The organism is Pseudonocardia sp. Cha107L01 (genome assembly GCF_052566575.1).
The window spans coordinates 1,523,634-1,538,533 of sequence record NZ_CP199579.1 but is presented as its reverse complement, the minus strand read 5'-3'; the positions used below and the strand labels follow the sequence as shown (position 1 = coordinate 1,538,533).

11 protein-coding genes and 2 pseudogenes are annotated in these 14,900 nt (G+C 64.9%); 3 read left to right on the top strand and 10 right to left on the bottom strand.

Going from position 1 to position 14,900, the window contains the following annotated elements; translation table 11 throughout:
• Positions 1-547 precede the first annotated feature (547 nt).
• Positions 548-1,711, top strand: a complete 1,164-nt coding sequence (locus ACTXG6_RS07260) for a PD-(D/E)XK nuclease family protein (RefSeq protein WP_445186991.1) — start codon at positions 548-550, stop codon at positions 1,709-1,711.
• A gap of 846 nt (positions 1,712-2,557) precedes the next feature.
• Here the strand turns inward: ACTXG6_RS07260 and ACTXG6_RS07255 are convergent.
• From ACTXG6_RS07255 to ACTXG6_RS07240, 4 genes and pseudogenes are all read right to left on the bottom strand, one after another.
• Positions 2,558-3,649 (bottom strand): ImmA/IrrE family metallo-endopeptidase, encoded by a 1,092-nt coding sequence (locus tag ACTXG6_RS07255; protein ID WP_445186990.1) that lies wholly within the window; start codon positions 3,647-3,649, stop codon positions 2,558-2,560.
• 269 nt (positions 3,650-3,918) lie between these two features.
• The gene (locus ACTXG6_RS07250; protein ID WP_445186989.1) at positions 3,919-4,803 is read right to left on the bottom strand and encodes a phosphotransferase family protein; all 885 of its coding nucleotides are present in this window, start codon (positions 4,801-4,803) and stop codon (positions 3,919-3,921) included.
• Between the two features lie 208 nt (positions 4,804-5,011).
• Entirely contained in the window at positions 5,012-5,758 is a 747-nt protein-coding gene (locus ACTXG6_RS07245; protein WP_445186988.1) for a tyrosine-type recombinase/integrase, read from the bottom strand.
• Positions 5,759-5,784: 26 nt separating this feature from the next.
• Positions 5,785-6,003, bottom strand: a pseudogene (locus ACTXG6_RS07240) (helix-turn-helix domain-containing protein); the annotation flags it as partial.
• Between the two features lie 325 nt (positions 6,004-6,328).
• Here ACTXG6_RS07240 and ACTXG6_RS07235 point away from each other — a divergent pair.
• Positions 6,329-6,694 (top strand): STAS domain-containing protein, encoded by a 366-nt coding sequence (locus ACTXG6_RS07235; protein WP_445186987.1) that lies wholly within the window; start codon positions 6,329-6,331, stop codon positions 6,692-6,694.
• A gap of 832 nt (positions 6,695-7,526) precedes the next feature.
• Here ACTXG6_RS07235 and ACTXG6_RS07230 read toward each other — a convergent pair.
• The 3 genes and pseudogenes from ACTXG6_RS07230 to ACTXG6_RS07220 all read right to left on the bottom strand — a co-directional run.
• A pseudogene (locus tag ACTXG6_RS07230) lies at positions 7,527-7,793 on the bottom strand (SDR family oxidoreductase); the annotation flags it as partial.
• 246 nt (positions 7,794-8,039) lie between these two features.
• Entirely contained in the window at positions 8,040-8,939 is a 900-nt protein-coding gene (locus ACTXG6_RS07225) for an alpha/beta hydrolase (protein WP_445186986.1), read from the bottom strand.
• Between the two features lie 48 nt (positions 8,940-8,987).
• Positions 8,988-10,073: a helix-turn-helix domain-containing protein gene (locus ACTXG6_RS07220; protein WP_445186985.1), complete on the bottom strand. Its 1,086-nt coding sequence runs from the start codon at positions 10,071-10,073 to the stop codon at positions 8,988-8,990.
• Positions 10,074-10,441: 368 nt separating this feature from the next.
• Here ACTXG6_RS07220 and ACTXG6_RS07215 point away from each other — a divergent pair, with 368 nt between their 5' ends.
• Positions 10,442-11,737, top strand: coding sequence for a S41 family peptidase (locus ACTXG6_RS07215; protein ID WP_445186984.1), 1,296 nt, complete (start codon positions 10,442-10,444; stop codon positions 11,735-11,737).
• Between the two features lie 67 nt (positions 11,738-11,804).
• On the opposite strand, the gene sbnA is transcribed toward ACTXG6_RS07215, so the two are convergent.
• Genes sbnA through ACTXG6_RS07200 form a run of 3 tightly spaced genes read right to left on the bottom strand, consistent with a single transcriptional unit; the run spans position 11,805 to position 14,887 of the window.
• Positions 11,805-12,791, bottom strand: coding sequence for a 2,3-diaminopropionate biosynthesis protein SbnA (gene sbnA / locus ACTXG6_RS07210; protein WP_445186983.1), 987 nt, complete (start codon positions 12,789-12,791; stop codon positions 11,805-11,807).
• Positions 12,792-12,848: 57 nt separating this feature from the next.
• Positions 12,849-13,904, bottom strand: a complete 1,056-nt coding sequence (sbnB, locus tag ACTXG6_RS07205; protein WP_445186982.1) for a 2,3-diaminopropionate biosynthesis protein SbnB — start codon at positions 13,902-13,904, stop codon at positions 12,849-12,851.
• Positions 13,901-14,887 carry a TauD/TfdA family dioxygenase gene (locus tag ACTXG6_RS07200; protein ID WP_445186981.1) on the bottom strand — a complete coding sequence of 329 codons (987 nt, stop codon included), beginning with the start codon at positions 14,885-14,887 and terminating at the stop codon, positions 13,901-13,903. Before ACTXG6_RS07200 ends, sbnB begins: the two co-directional genes overlap by 4 nt.
• Positions 14,888-14,900: the final 13 nt, after the last annotated feature.

Sequence of the window (14,900 nt, the reverse complement as noted above, 5' to 3'; positions counted from 1 at the left end):
CACAAGGCGCAACCCTACTGGAATATCGAGGCGGACGCCTGCGCGCTTCTAGTCGGAGGTCGTCTTGCCTTGGAATCCACCGATAGACGTAGTGGGAGATCGAACCGCTGTTCGCATTGGGGCGTCAGATCTGGCAGACGATGGAGCTTGTGGCCGTCATCTTGCGCTCAAAGTTCGACAGAGCATCAAGAAAGTAGATGGATGGTCGAGAATATTTCCATCGGGAAATCGCACGCCCTTCCCTCTGGATGACATCATAAGCTTGCTTGTCGATTCGCACCTCGCCTCCAACATTGAAGACTACAACGAGTTGCGAAATTGGCTAGATAAACGAATTCGACTGCGAGGGATTCATAAGCAAGTGGTTCCATTTGTGACACACGCAGTCGAGAATCTGATCGACGCGCATGAGGCGATAGAGTCCGAGCTGGGACCGCTTCGCCTCCTTACACGAAACCCTGAAATTGGCCCCCCCGGTCGACAGCTATGGGTCTGGGCGCCTCTCTATACGGCGAGTGGCGGAATTCGCGAAGTGCGAAAGTTTCGCATGGGCACCGCGAGAGGAGACGCAGATCCTCGGGACCGTCGATGGACAGCCTCCGCCGCCTATGTCGCCGCCAATTTTCGCGGAGGTGAGACCCCAACCCGTATTCGTGTGGTTGAGATTGGATGTTACGACGGAATCGTTTTGGTCTTGTTTGACGGTACTCCGGATGAAGCGCGCACGCTCTTCAATGATCAGACACGGCAACGTGCGTCAGCACTCGCCGATGAAGATCACGTATCAGCCTGTCTCTCTTGCGGAAAATGCAAGGCCGCAGGCTCGTGTCGAAGTCTGACCAATCTTGATGGTTTTCTCGGCCAGTCCGGGCGCGGGCATGAATCTCGCGCAGTCTCGCCTTCTGCATTGAGGCAATACCAGCTCTGTCCGGCGCAATGGTTGCTTGAGTCCAACCTTCGTCTTCCTGCGGAGCGAACCGAAAGCGCAGGAGCAACTACCGGCCGACTAGTACACCATTGGTTGGAAGCAGCCCACTCCCGAGGCGTTCGCTGCACGGAGGCGGATCTGCCCAGTCCCGGAGAAAGTCAATCGCCGGTTGACGATCTCGCCGGTGACGATTATGCGCGCGCATATCCATATCTAGTCAACCATGTCGACGGTTGCCCGCTTCGGCTCGAAGGTACACGAGTGCTGGATCAGGAGAGCACTGTTCGAGGATATGACCACATAGCCGAGGTTGTGCCAGTCATGAAGCCGGACCTCGTATATGCTCGTGACGGAGTCTTAATTATACGAGAACTTAAGACAGCCGAAGCTCAGTATGGTGGCGGCAGAGATGACGCCTACAACAAACACATACAAGTACCGTTCATGATATCCATGCTCGCATCCGGATTGGCTACTCACTATGGGTTCGATTGCAGCCTAGTCGAATTAGAATTGATAACCAAGGATAGTCAGTCTGTATGGTCTTGGGACGTTGGAGATGCAGCGGTCACGGCTGTAGCTCGCGGGGATGTGAGGCGCGCAGCCGAGGATTGGCACGTAGATAATGAATGGTCGACTACCATCGGTCCTCACTGCGAATGGTGCCCGGTCTCCAGATGGTGCCCAGACCGGGACGCCTGGCAACTTACAAATCCCGACGCGAAGGGCGCTACCCGCCCCACTGATATGGGCGGAAGCTTGGATGAGCCTCCGCCATTCTGATGGAGTAATTCCTGCAACTGATATCCCTAGCGCTCGGCACAAGGTGAGGGAAATGGGCGGGAACGAGGTTCCTCGGACACCTAGTCCATCAATGATGCCCCGCAAAAGGCCCCTGATCCCGCCCGCTACGGCACCGAAAATTCGTGCGCAGTTCGCAGTCGCCGACGAGGTCTCGCAACGTGGGTGGGCCAATGCTCTAGTCTGGCCGGATACCGGCGTCCTTCTCGTAATCGGCAGCCGGAGCGACCTGCCTGAGCGGTTTCGCGGGCACTATAAGAACCGAGTACGCATAGCGCAGCCGGTCGATCGTGAACTTCGCGGTCTCTCAAACAGGCAGGAGGACTCTCCTCCTGAGGCCTATAATCGTTCAGCGGCGGCAGCCCTAGCGGTTCGCAACCTACTTGTAGCGCAGCCCCCTCTGCAAGTCGTTGAGCTTACAGAAACTGATCTTCCAAATGTCGATTTGATCAGAGAGCAGCTCAAAGGACTATCCGGAGACGCCTCTAAGAAACACGGCGGCGAGGCTGCGGTAATCGTCTTATCTTCCCGATTCAAAATTGAAACCGGGAAGCGTCAGATATTCTTGTCGAATGATGGCGCGGCAAGCGTCGTCGCGCGGCAGCATGGGATTCCAACGCGCCATGCTGGAGATGTAATTGCGGAAATAAGTTGTGCGGATTCATCGCTCGGCGCCGATGAGTGCCTCAGCATATTTCGCGACTCCCTCGCCATCTCTTCTCCGCCGGCACATTGTCGACCGACAACCAAAGACGCGTTCGAATGCGACGGCAACGAAGATAACAGCTGCCCAAAATGCGATGGACTCGACTAGCCGGTTGGGAAGTCTTACGTCCAGCCTTGCTTCAGCAACACCTGTTCCGTTTCGGAGCGATCTGCGCCCAACAAATCCGCAACAACCTGGGAGCTTACCCAGCCGTTTCTATATGCTTGAAGCGCTCGTTCAACAAGAAGGGGCGAGCCCGATGGCTCCCCTTCCCGGTCGGACAAACGCTGCCACGTCTCTGCGAAGCCCGACAAGGACATGATTTCACTCACCCTTTGCTCTAAGATGAAATTCATGTCTCTTGCTGTAATGAATCCATCATACTGGAGAGTTCGTGCTATTGCTTCCCGGCTCAAACCCCAACGAATCATTAATTGGGCAGTAGTAGCCAACAGGTCGCCGTTATAGACAGGGGCGTCGTTCATCGCCTGCTTGAGCGAGCGTTTCGGGAGCAACAGATTTCGCGCAAACGAATCTGCGCGACGTTCGGGCAGCAGGTCGGGAGAGTCGACGTTATCGACTATGACCTGACCCTCATCATCGTAAAGTGCATGACAAAGTTCGTGCGCCAACGTGTAACGCTGTCTTGTCCATGCCTCTCGGCACGAAATGATAATTACCCGGGAAGTGTACCCTTCCCGTTCATCTCTGACATTGAGCCCAGCTACATTATCGGGCAGTTCTAAGAATGCAACCGGGAAGCCGAGTCGTTCGACCAGGCTAACCAAATCATCGATAGGTCCAGCGCCCAGACTGAGGCCATCTCGCACCCTAGCCGCACTCACTTCGCCCGCGCGTACGTAAAGCGGGTCAGTGCTCATACTCACATTGGCAAGTGGGTTCGATACGCGTCCAAGCCACGAATCCAAGAGGGCCTGATATTGAAGAAGCTTCTCGGCATATTGCAGCGCCGCGTTTGGGGCCTCAGTAGACTGGAGTGCTCCCAGTCGGAGTGATACACCGAGATGGCGGTTGATTGGGACTTGACCTGACAGGACCGTGGCGGGCACCTCTAGGACATCGGAGAGCGCCACAAGATCGCTAGGAGTGAGCTGGTGCCGGTCAGTTAAGACGTCATCGAGGGTCACGCTATCTGGAAGTTGCAATACAGCCTCGACATCTGTGGCGAGAACGCCGAGGTTGTCGATCAGCATCGCGATTCGCTGTCCGACAGTGGAGGGTTGTGCACCATGAGTCACGAGGCTCACCTCCTAAGCTCAGCTGGCCAGCGTCCATGTGAGTCTGATTGCATCTAACACCGCGAGGCTGCCCGCCTCCTCGCCAACAGTATGGACCTGCTCCGACAGTTCCAACCGGCTTGTGGGTTGAACACGCGCTGTGGATCGCTTAGCGATGCTAGGCCACAGGGTGAAGATCACTCCAGACTGTGGCCCTCGACATGACCGTCCCCGCGGTCCAGGAACTAAAAAGGTGCCCACTCACGCCGGCTTCCCCCCGTTTGGATGGCACTAACCCGTTTGCTGATCTCCCGGGCCGCCGAGTCGTCCTCACGAGCCTTACCTGCCAGCCAGAGGGTCATCGAGAGCTCGCGGTAGTCAGCAAGCGTTGCGTAACCGGCCCAGGTCATGATGTCGAAGCCGTAGACCTCGACGAAAGTTCGGTACTCCTGTCGGGTGTGCCAGCCGAACCGGTCGTAGAAGAGTGCCGTCTGGACTAGGTCCCACTCGCGGGGCCCCTTGGCGAAGCTGTCGAGGTCGATGAGCACAGGGTCGCCGTCGTCGCTCAGGATGACGTTGCCGACGTTGGCGTCTCCGTGGATCGGACCGTATCCCAGAGGGAAGCTGAGGCGCTCGTACTGTTTCGCCAGTTCAATCGCGCGCTCCCGTAGGAACTTGGCGTCGTTCTCGTCGATGCCGTCCAGGTTGCCGAGCCGGTCACCTAGATGCATGAACGGTTCAAAACTTGGGAGCTTCAGCGAAGCCGGCGGAGTCAGCGCGTGAAGCTGCCGGATCAGAGCAGCTACCTGAGCGACCGGGGCGTACTCCTCGCGCTCGGAGACGGACTGCCAGGCGGTCACCGCGTGGCCCTCGATGTCTATGGGTTGCTCGTCATGGAGCGCACGCGTTGCCGAGTACCCCGCATCTTCCAGCCAGCGCGCGACCGCGACCTGTTTCCGAGCTTCATCCAGTGGCCCGGGGTCGCGGGCGATCCTGACGATCACCGGCTTCTCCAGCCGGAAGACGGCGTTCGAGCCGATCCGGATCAGGGTGGCTCCCTGTACGTCGAGATCGAGCTGCTCGCCGGCGACGGCCAGGAGGCGATGGGCGGTCTCTTCGGTCAGGCTCACAGGCGGTGTCTTCCTCACGATGGTCTCGCCACGCCCCGCCGAACGTACCCGTCCGACGAGCGGTCCACGTAGCCGTAGATCTGCTGAGTAGCCTTCATCTGCGCCCGGCAACCGACCTCTGGACGATAGCCAGGGCAGTCTCAGTTCCAGTCTCATTCGTCCCCATCTGCTGCAGTCCGACCCTAGGTCGACGGCCGACCGAGCGAGGTCATCGACGGGGCTGACCTCTCTGGAACACCGCGCCGCCCAATTGGAAAGCGTGTTGGGTGTTACAGCCCTCGCGGGTTCGAATCCCGCATCCTCCGCCAGCGACCTGCGACAACGCCGGGAACCCAGATGCGGGCGGCCCGGCGTTCTGGCGTTTGGTCTCGATTTCGGTCTCACTTGTCCCGGACGCTCCCCAGATGAGGCCGCCCACTCGCTGCGCCACGTCACCCCGGATCGCGCCGGTCATGCGCTGGTAGCGAGCGGCCATCGCGGTCGTGGACCAACCCATCAGGCCCATCACCGTGCGTTCAGGAACACCAAGGATGAGCAGCACCGTCGCGGCGGTGTGTCGGGGGTCGTGCAGCCGACCGTCCCGCAGACCGGCGGCCGCCAGGAGCCGCTTCCAGTGGTGGTAGTCAGTGCTCGGGTTCACCGGCTCTCCGCGCGGAGTGGTGAACACGTACCCGGAATCTCGCCAGAGCTGGGCCGCCGTCTCCCGCTCGGCGGCCTGCTCCTCCCGGTGCTGCTTCAGCAGCGACACCAGCTCATCGGGGAGCCCGACAGCACGCCGGCCGGCCCGGGACTTCGTGTCGTTGGTCTCCGGCCGGATCGACTTCCGCTTCGGGCAGAACCCGGGCTTCTTCGCACAGGTGTCCCCGCAGCCGTGTGCGTACATGGCGTCCGGGATGAGCAGGGCGAGCTCGTGGGCGATGCGACGTGGACCCCAACGCGGGTGTTCCCGGCGCATCTCGCAGACCCAGTCTCGACCTGCACCGACGCCTGATGCGGGCAGGCCGAGGGCTTGTGGGATCGATCCATCAACCCCGCCAGGCCGCTCTCCCGGTAGCGGGTCAGCCAGGTATGCAAACTCTGCCGCGACACCCCGAACTGGGCCGCGACCACGCTCTTCGGCTCGCCACGCTCAACCGCTAACACGGCGCGAGACCGCTGTTCGACGGCGGCGCGTGGCGCGTGCCGGCTTTGCCGGCCCACTCGGCTCGCGCCTTCTGCCTCCGGCCCGGGCGCGGCCGGCGGGCCGAGCCGGCCCTACATCGCGAGGCGACACACAAGCCCCAGCGATGGCTGGCGCCAACGGGGTGTACAGAACAGTCTCTTGCGCGCACACTGCAGGTGGTATCCGGTTGGATCGGATGCAACCCACCTCGGGGAGGCCTCCGACCCACGCCACGGGTTGGAGCGCTCGTCAGGCCCAGATGCATGCGGATGTCCTCCGCACCGCCACGACTTCGATGGCGGACTCTCTGGCCTTCTCGCCGCCACATGACCCAGGACTGGGTCAGGAACGCGAGAACGAGCCATGAGCGATCCTTCGGTCAATGCTTCACCGCCGGAACAACCGGCCGGCCTGGAGCTCCACATGCAAGTCAAACCACCAAGCCTCGTCATCCTGTACGTCCGTGGTGACATCGACGTCGCGACCGCTCCCGAACTCGAACGCGCCCTGCAAGACATGCTCACTGCCGCCCAACCTGTGGCCCGGTTGACCGTCGATGTGTCGGCGGTCAGCTTCATCGGTGCTAAGGGACTGAGGGCTCTGGAGACCGCCGCCATCGAAGCGAACTACAGCGGACACCAATTCGATCTGTCCGGATGCTCCTGCTACTTGATCAAGCTACTGGACCTGCTCGATATGACAGTCCTGTTGCCGGTCAAGGCGGCCTAACTCAACTCCGCCTCGAATGCGACACGTCAGAGGTCGAATTGCAGCTAACTGTAATTTCGCTGGCGTACGGACTCCATGGCAAACCACTCGGACGGCCCGGTGGTCTCTGGTCGCCTGGACACCGACACCGAGAAGCAGCTCACGGTGCTGATTGCGCATCGGGCTTGACCTCGTAGCTACAAGACCCCGGGGGTGCTCGGCGTAAAGCCATCCCTGGTGCCATGCGATCGTGGCCACGAGTCGCAGTGCTGTGGGTACGTCGACCTTCTAGATCATCGAGGGCCTGAGCCACGATCGTCCCCACCTGGATGGTAGACGGTCACCGACATCGCATGACGCTGAGTATGGATAGGGCCTCGGCCGCCAGGGCGGCTGCGGTGCAGCCGGGCGGGGTGCACCGCCCGCACTGCCCGTCGTCGGTCAAGGGATGGGCTTCAGCGAGCACCCGCGCTCTGTTGTCGATGAGCAGGAACTGCACCGCCGCCGACCATGCGTCCATGTGAGCACTCCAGGGCTCGTCTGGTCGCGAGGGCCGGGCAAATTCGCGGGGTCCATGCGAATGAGGTCTGGGACAGTACGCCTGTCAGCCACAGCTGGCGGTGACATTGTGGCAAATCCTTCGTTCGCTACCCCCCGATGAGCTGTTCAGTCGAACCTCGTCTGCCGTTTGACCGGTGCGGCACGGTGATCGTTCGCGCGGTCTCACTTTTGGTCTCATTCACTGGCATTCGCCGCAGTCCAACGGGTCACGGACAAGCAGTCCAGCCCCAGGCCAGGAGCGAGCCGACCACCGCTGGACAGCGCCGTGGAGACTTGGAAAGCGTGTTGGGTGTTACAGCCCTCGCGGGTTCGAATCCCGCATCCTCCCCCAGTGACCAGCGGGAACGACGAGCCGCCGGGTCCCCGAGCGGCCCGCCGTTCGGCGTGGTTGCAACTCTGGTGGCATTCGGCGCCAGCTCACCCCGGTGAAGGCCTGGTCGAAGTCCTTGTCGTCGAAAAGCTCTCGTGCCAGTGAGGTCTTGGCGTAGGTAGGGCAGATGCCGTTGACTCGGATGCCGTCTTTGCCGTACTCGATGGCCAGGCACCGGGTGAGATTGGCCTGCGCACCCCTTGGAGATGTTGTAGACGGACTGGTTGGGGTTGGCGACCTCGTCGGACTTGGTGACGTCGCAGTTGACGTAGACGGCTCGACCGCCGGCCTTTTCGATGGTCTCGGCGGTGGTCAAGGTGGCGTCGGCCTCGAAACCGCCGGTGTTGGGCTTCTCGTGGACGTCGCTGACGACGATCTTCGCGCCTTCGGCGGCGCATGCTTTGGCGATACCTCGACCGCCGGGCTCCGAACAGGTCAGGGCGCGAGATGCTCGAGGAACCAATCACGCGCGGGCCCGCTGGAGACGTCGAAACCCTTGACGTAGGCGTCGAAGTGCCCGCCCGGGAGCAACTGCAACCTCTTGGGTTCCCGCGCCTTCTCGTAGGCCCCGATCGCCAGTTCCGTCGGGGTCAGCACGTCATTGCGGGCGGGCAGCATCAGCAGCGGTGTCGGCGCGATGTGGGCGATGTAGGAGGCCGGCTCGTACTCGGCGAGCATCTCCACGCTGCGCAGCGTGACCTCATTCTTCCATGACGGGGCCCGGGTCTTGCCAGTTTCGGTGAACCACTGCCACGAGTCCGGCGTGGGCAACGCGGAGGGGGCAAGGGGGTCTTCGGCGACCACGGGCACCATGGCGGGCGGGTCGCCCTGGAAGCGGGCCAGGCGGTCGGCATCGAACATCTCGCGGAACCCGTCGAGAAAGTCGGCGCGGACCAGCGCGCGCAGATTGTCATGGCCGCTGACCAGCGGAACCTGGCTGACCACGGCCTTGACTCGACGGTCGATCGCCGCGACGACCAGTACGTGACCGCCGGAGTAGCTGCTGCCCCAGACTCCGATCCGGTTGCCGTCGGTCTCGGGCAGGGTGGTGGCGTAGGTGATCGCGTGGCGGTAGTCGCGGACCTGGGCCCACGGGTCGATCTCCTGGCGCGGTTCGCCGTCGCTGGCGCCGAAGTTGCGGTTGTCGAACACCAGCGCGTTGAGTCCGCCCGCGGCGAAATGCTCGGCGTAGCGGTCGAGGTACATCTCCTTGACCGCCGAGTAGCCGTGCGCCATGACGATGGTCGGCGCCGGCCCAGTCGCTCCCTCGGCGGGATAGAACCAGCCTCGGAGCGTCACGCCCTCGGCATTGAACTCGATGTCACGTCTGGCCATGCTGGTGCCTCCCGGAGCCTGAACGGTCGGCCGGAGGAGAGCGCCGGCTCAGCCTCGGGCCGTTGTGACCCCAGTCTCATAGGGTCGTTCCGCACCGCGTTGAACTGCTGCGACAGGCACTTGAACGGCTGCGCCAACACCGGCCCCACTCTGTGCGCGACCGCGGTAGTCAGTCGGGGAACTGCCGTAATGAGCCTTGAACGTACGGCTGAAGTGGCTGGTGTCGGAGAACCCCCACCGGTGAGCGATCACCGAGATCGGCCGGTTGGACCTGGTCAGCTCGTCGCGCGCGCGGGCCAGCCGACGTACCCGGACGACCTCGCTGACGGTCTGACCGGTGGCGTTGAAGACGCGGTTGACGGTGCGGGTCGAGACGCCGTGTGCGTTGGCGATCGCCGCCGGAGTGACAGCGTCGTCGAGGAGGTGTTGCTCGATGAAGCGGTCCATCGCCGCGCGCAATGCCGGGCGCGCCGCACCGGTGGTCGGGACGTCGCCGTCGGTCCGCAACGCACCGATGAACAGCTCCAGCGTGGCGTTCCGGGCGGCACTGATGGCCGCCGAGTTCAGGTCCGGCAGGGCCTGACTCAGGGTGTCGAGGTAGGTGGTGAGCAGTCGCGTCGCGGGGGCGAGTCCGTTCAGCATTACCCCGCCAGTCATCCAGGCGCGGCCGCCGACCTCGTCCAGTGCCGCCCGGGGGATCAACAGGCTTCGCTTCGACAGCGTCTCCCACACGGCGAACCGGGCCGGCTTCGTGCTGTCCCAGGCCACCGCGTCCCCAGCGCTGAGGTCCGCCTCCGAGTCGCCCTGAGTCACCGTCTCGCGGCCAGCCCGAGTGATGAGGACAACGACGAATTCACCATCGGTCTCCGCGACCTGGCGTCGCTGTCGTGTTCCCGAACACGGCCCGCACTCGCAGTCCACCAAGGCCAGGTCATCGATCCACCAGCGACGCACCCAGGCCTCGAACACCGGCTCGTCAGGCGCGCTCGGAACACTCACGCTCCAAGGCAGATGCGTGGCCGAGAGCATCTGCTGCCAGTCCTCGGTCCGATCAGTACCGCCGGGATCAATCGCCCAGAACTCGTCACCCCGTGCCATCAGCGCCTCCCGCCGGACACCGCCGTCGAACAGCACCACTGACCGTAGGCAGTCCAGAAGACCATGTCACGGGCCGATCGGCCGAACAGCCAGAGCCAGCGTGGCCACAACCAGCGGCACCGTCTAGAACGAGCGCGCCAGGGATGAGGACATCCACGACTCGACTCGGGTCCGACGCCAGACGGACGCGGACAGGCCATGCTGAGCCGGTGCTGTGAACCCAATATGAGGTTGCTGAGTTCGATCACCCACGGGTGCCGGCGCACGCTAGCTTGGTAGGCATGGACATGCTCCGCCGCCGACTTGGCGGATTGTCCCTGCTGGCCACGGCCGGCCTCCTGGCTGGCTGCGGACAAGCGGCGAACGCTCCTACCGCGGCCGAAGCGTCCAAGCAGGTTAACGGGGTGTGGCGTTCCGACGGCTACGGCCTGGTGATCGAGGTGGCCAACGGGCAGGCTCAGACGTACGAGACCACCTCGCTGAGCTGCATGCCGGAGAAGCCAAGCCCCCTGGTTTCCGGCGCCGACCCGACCGGCGCGGTGTCCTTCGGCCGCCACGACCAGCCGGAGGAGACCCTGCGCCGCACCAGCGCCACCCAGGGCGAGCTGCGCCTGCTGGGCACCGCCGCCGACATCGACCTGGTGGCCATCCCCGCGATCCCGGCGGAGTGCACGCACCCGATGGCCAAGGACCCGCTGACCACGTTCGACACGTTCTGGGCCAACCTGGCCGAGAACTACAACTCCACGGTGCGCAAGCACGTCGACTGGAACGCACTGCGCAACACCTACCGCCCGCAGGTCAACGCGAACACCACGCCGGCACAGCTCTACCAAATCATGATCAACATGGTGCAACCGCTGGGCGACGCGCACATCGAGATCAGCGGGCCGGATGACGACAACTACGAGGGCTTCCGGCCGGGCACCCGCTACACCGACGGTCCCGGCGGCATCAAGAAGAAGGCCGCGGTGACGGCGGTCGACGCGCACCTGCACGACCTGGGTGTGCGGGACATCCGCACCTGGGGCAACGGCAACCTGGCCTACGCCGACCTCCCGGACGGGCGCGGTTACCTGCGGCTCACCGCCTTCCAGGACTGGGACACCAAGCCGGACAGCTATCTGGCCCGGCAGGCGCTGCTCGACCAGGTGCTGGACGAGGTGTTCTCCGACGCGCACGTGAAGGCCTGGAAGAGCCTGGTCATCGATCTGCGCTACAACGACGGCGGGGACGACGAGCTGGGGCTCAGCCTCGCCGGCCGGATGACCGACCACCCCTACCCCGCCTACACCAAGATCGCCCGCAACAGCCCGACCGACCCGACCAAGTACGGCCGCGCCCGGGTGGTCACCGTGGCGCCGACCGCCGGCCGCCCGCACTACACCGGGCCGGTCCGGCTGCTCACCAGCGACCTGACCATCAGCGCCGGCGAGACCTTCATCGAGGCGATGATGCAGCGCCAGCCCGCCGTCACCCGGGTCGGCACCACCACCCAGGGCGTGTTCGCCGACAACCCCGACCGGAAGCTGCCCAACGGCTGGACGGTCAGCGTCGGCAACGAGGACTACATCGCCCCCGACGGCCGCAACTACGAGGGCCCCGGCATCCCACCCACCACCACGGTGCCGGTCTTCACCCCCGACCAGCTGGGCAGCCACCAAGACCCCGCACTGGACCTGACCACCAATACCCCCTGAGCCTCCGCCCTGTCCGAAGCTCCGGGACCGCCGGTAAGCACCCCCACCTGGTCCTCGAGCCGTGAACTCAGGCCGACCGGGTTCCGGTGCTGAGGTCGTCGGTGCCCAGTACGTCGTGGCCGTACACCCCGTAGAGCCAGTTCGTCTGGTAGACGGTGTCGAGGTAGCGCTCGCCGAGGTCGGGGGCGATGGCTACCGCGGTGAGTCCGTCGGTGTCGTGCTCGGCCAACCAACTCGTCGCGCCGCTGACCACCGTGCCGGTCGAGCCACCGAACAGGAACCCACGCCGGGCCAGGTCGTGGCAGGTCCGGACGGCGTCGGCCTCCGCCACGCACACCACGTCGTCGACATAGGACTCGTCCAGCAACGGCGGCCGCACGCTGGTACCCAGGCCGGGGAGCATCCGCGGTCCGGGTGGGCCACCGAAGGTCACCGACCCGACGCTGTCCACCGCCACGATCCGCACCGACGAGTCGCGGTCCCGGAAGTAGCGGGCACAACCCATGAGCGTCCCGGTGGTGCCGGCACCGACGAACAGCACGTCCAGCCTGGGGAACTGACGGGCAATGGCCGGCGCGGTGGTGAGGTGGTGCGCCTGCCAGTTGGCCGCGTTCTCGTACTGGTTGAGCCAGACGTACCGCTCGTCCTCGGCACACAGCTCGCGCACGTACTCGATCCGCGCCGCCAGGTAGCCACCGGTCGCGTCGGGCTCTGCGATGACGTGGACGCAGCTGCCCAGCGCCTCCATCAGCTGGCGGCTGGCCAGGTTGCACCGGGAGTCGGTCACGCACAGGAAGCGGTAGCCGCGGCTCGCCGCGATCATGCTCAGCGCCACGCCCAGGTTCCCCGAGGAGGACTCGAGCAGGGTCGAGCCGGGCCGTAACCGCCCCTCGCACTCGGCGGCGGCCACCATCGCGGCGGCTGCCTTGAGCTTGATCGACCCGGCGAAGTTGAAGCCCTCACACTTCAGGTACAGCGAGTGGCCGACGACCGACCCCAGGTCGACGAACAGATCCTCCTGGTTGAAAGCATCCGGAGTGGCTATGACTGGCATCGTCGCCCCCTCATCTCCCCTGCGTGACCGCTGTTTCCGTTCACCGCGTCGCACCGCTCATCCGTACCGACTCAGCTCATGGAAGAAGTCGTCCACCACGTGCAGCTCGCCGGATCGGTGCACCTGGTCGTAGACGTACTTGCCCACCGCGAGATCGAGCACGCCCAGGCCGAACGGCGAGAACACGATCGCCCGATCGGTCGGCACAGCCACCCGCCCGGCGATCACGTCGGCCAACGTGCCGGCCAGGAAGTCCCGCCGCCCGGTGAGCTGCTCGGCCAGGTGCGGCGAGGTGTCGGCCTTGAGGCAGTGCTCGACGTCATCGACGATGTTGCAGCTGGCCAGCACGATCTCCGGCGCGAGGTCGCGCAGCGACACGTGCAGCACCAGCGGGTTGTGCTCGAACCAGCTCACCTCGTGCACGTGCGGCCGCCCGGCCACGGTGGCGAAGACGATCAGGTCGCTCTCCCGGATCAGCTGCCGAGGCTCGTCGTGCACGGTGATGCGTCCGGTCGCGCCCGAACGCCGGAGGTAGTCGGCGAAGCCGGTCGCGCTGTCGGTGGCCAGATCGTGCACGCCGACCTCGTCGAACGACCAGCCGGTGCCGGTGAGGAACGTGTGGATGTAGCGGGCGATCAGACCGGTGCCGACGAATCCGACCCGGGTCGGCCTCGGCCGCCCCAGGCTGAGCCGGTCGGCGGCCAGCGCCGCCGAGGCCGCCGTCCGGGTCGCGGAGATGATGGAGCTCTCCAGGCAGGCGAACGGGTAGCCGGTGTCGTGGTCGTTGAGGATCAGCACGGCGGACGCCCGGGGGAGGCCGCCCGCCACGTTGCCGGGAAAGCTGGAGATCCACTTCAGCCCGTCGACCCGGAACGGCCCCCCGAGCGAGGCGGGCAGCGCGATGATCCGCGAGGACGGACGGTCCGGGAACCGCAGGAAGTAGGACGGCGGGTTCACCGAGTCACCGTCGCCGTGCACCCGGTAGGTCTGCTCGACCAGCTCCACGATCTGCTTCTCGTTCCCGGCCAGCGCCCGCTGCACCTGGGCGCCGGAGATCACCGCGAACGGCGGCACCGCGCGGGTGCCACCCGGGTCGGTCGGCACGTCGCTCATCGGCCGTCCAGCCGGACCGGGTCGATCATGCTCACCAGTACCTCGCGCGGGCCGGTGAACACCTCGCGGCTGTGCGCGGTGCCGATGTTGTCGACGAGCAGCAGGTCACCGGCCTGCCACGGCTCACGCGCGGTGTGCGCCTGATAGATCTCGTCGATCAGCGCCACGGTCCGCGCGTCGATCGGGTCGCCGTTGCCGAAGCGGGTGTTGAACGGCAGCCCGTCCGGCCCGTAGTCGTCGATGAGGTACTCGCGCACCTCGTCCGCCAGGGTCCACTCGTTGAGGAAGGCGATCTGGTTGAACCAGCACCGCCGGCCCGTGACCGGGTGGCGCACAACGGCGGGGCGGCGCTGCCGGGTGCGCAGGCCGCCGTCAGGCTGCCACTGGAACTCGATGCCGGTCGCCAGGCAGTAGCGCTCCACGGCGGCACGACCGGCGGCACCGTCGTCAGTGCCAAAGCTGTCCGTCCAGGATGCGCCGACCTCGTCGTTGTAGCCGCGGGTGAGCAGCCAGCCCTCCCGTTCGAACCGCTCGACCAACGCGGGAGGCAGCGCCTCGAGCACCGCCGACGCATCGGCCACCCCGGTGGCCCCGCCCTCGGCGGGTGCGGTCAGACAGGCGAACAGCATCAGGGCGGGGAACTCGCGCGCGTAACTGAGCTCGTGGTGCATGCACATCGGCTGGTTCGCCGGCCACCTGGTGGAGGAGTACACCCCGCCCGGGTACGGCGTGCGGGGCGCGAAGGCCTCCCGCTCAGCCATCGGGCCGCCACCGAGCCGGGCGGCCACCTCAGCCACCCCGGCCGCGTCCCACAGCCCGAGGCCGCGGACCAGCACCGCGCCGTACTCGGTGACCGCGCCGCGCAGCGCATCCCGATGCGCAGCCACCCAGTCGCTCGCGTCGCCGTCCAGCTCGGCACGCGCGATCGGGGGCGCGCCGGGTTGCGGCCTCAGGTCGAGCAGCGCGCTCGGAGATGGGGACATCGCAGGTGTTCCC

Bases quoted from the DNA above. Each gene is read 5' to 3' on its own strand.
- ACTXG6_RS07235 (WP_445186987.1), top strand. From the start codon at position 6,329: ATGAGCGATCCTTCGGTCAATGCTTCACCGCCGGAACAACCGGCCGGC.
- ACTXG6_RS07260 (WP_445186991.1), top strand. From the start codon at position 548: ATGGGCACCGCGAGAGGAGACGCAGATCCTCGGGACCGTCGATGGACA.
- ACTXG6_RS07255 (WP_445186990.1), bottom strand. From the start codon at position 3,649: ATGCTGATCGACAACCTCGGCGTTCTCGCCACAGATGTCGAGGCTGTA.
- ACTXG6_RS07225 (WP_445186986.1), bottom strand. From the start codon at position 8,939: ATGGCCAGACGTGACATCGAGTTCAATGCCGAGGGCGTGACGCTCCGA.
- ACTXG6_RS07245 (WP_445186988.1), bottom strand. From the start codon at position 5,758: ATGCGCCGGGAACACCCGCGTTGGGGTCCACGTCGCATCGCCCACGAG.
- sbnB (WP_445186982.1), bottom strand. From the start codon at position 13,904: ATGAGCGACGTGCCGACCGACCCGGGTGGCACCCGCGCGGTGCCGCCG.
- sbnA (WP_445186983.1), bottom strand. From the start codon at position 12,791: ATGCCAGTCATAGCCACTCCGGATGCTTTCAACCAGGAGGATCTGTTC.
- ACTXG6_RS07200 (WP_445186981.1), bottom strand. From the start codon at position 14,887: ATGTCCCCATCTCCGAGCGCGCTGCTCGACCTGAGGCCGCAACCCGGC.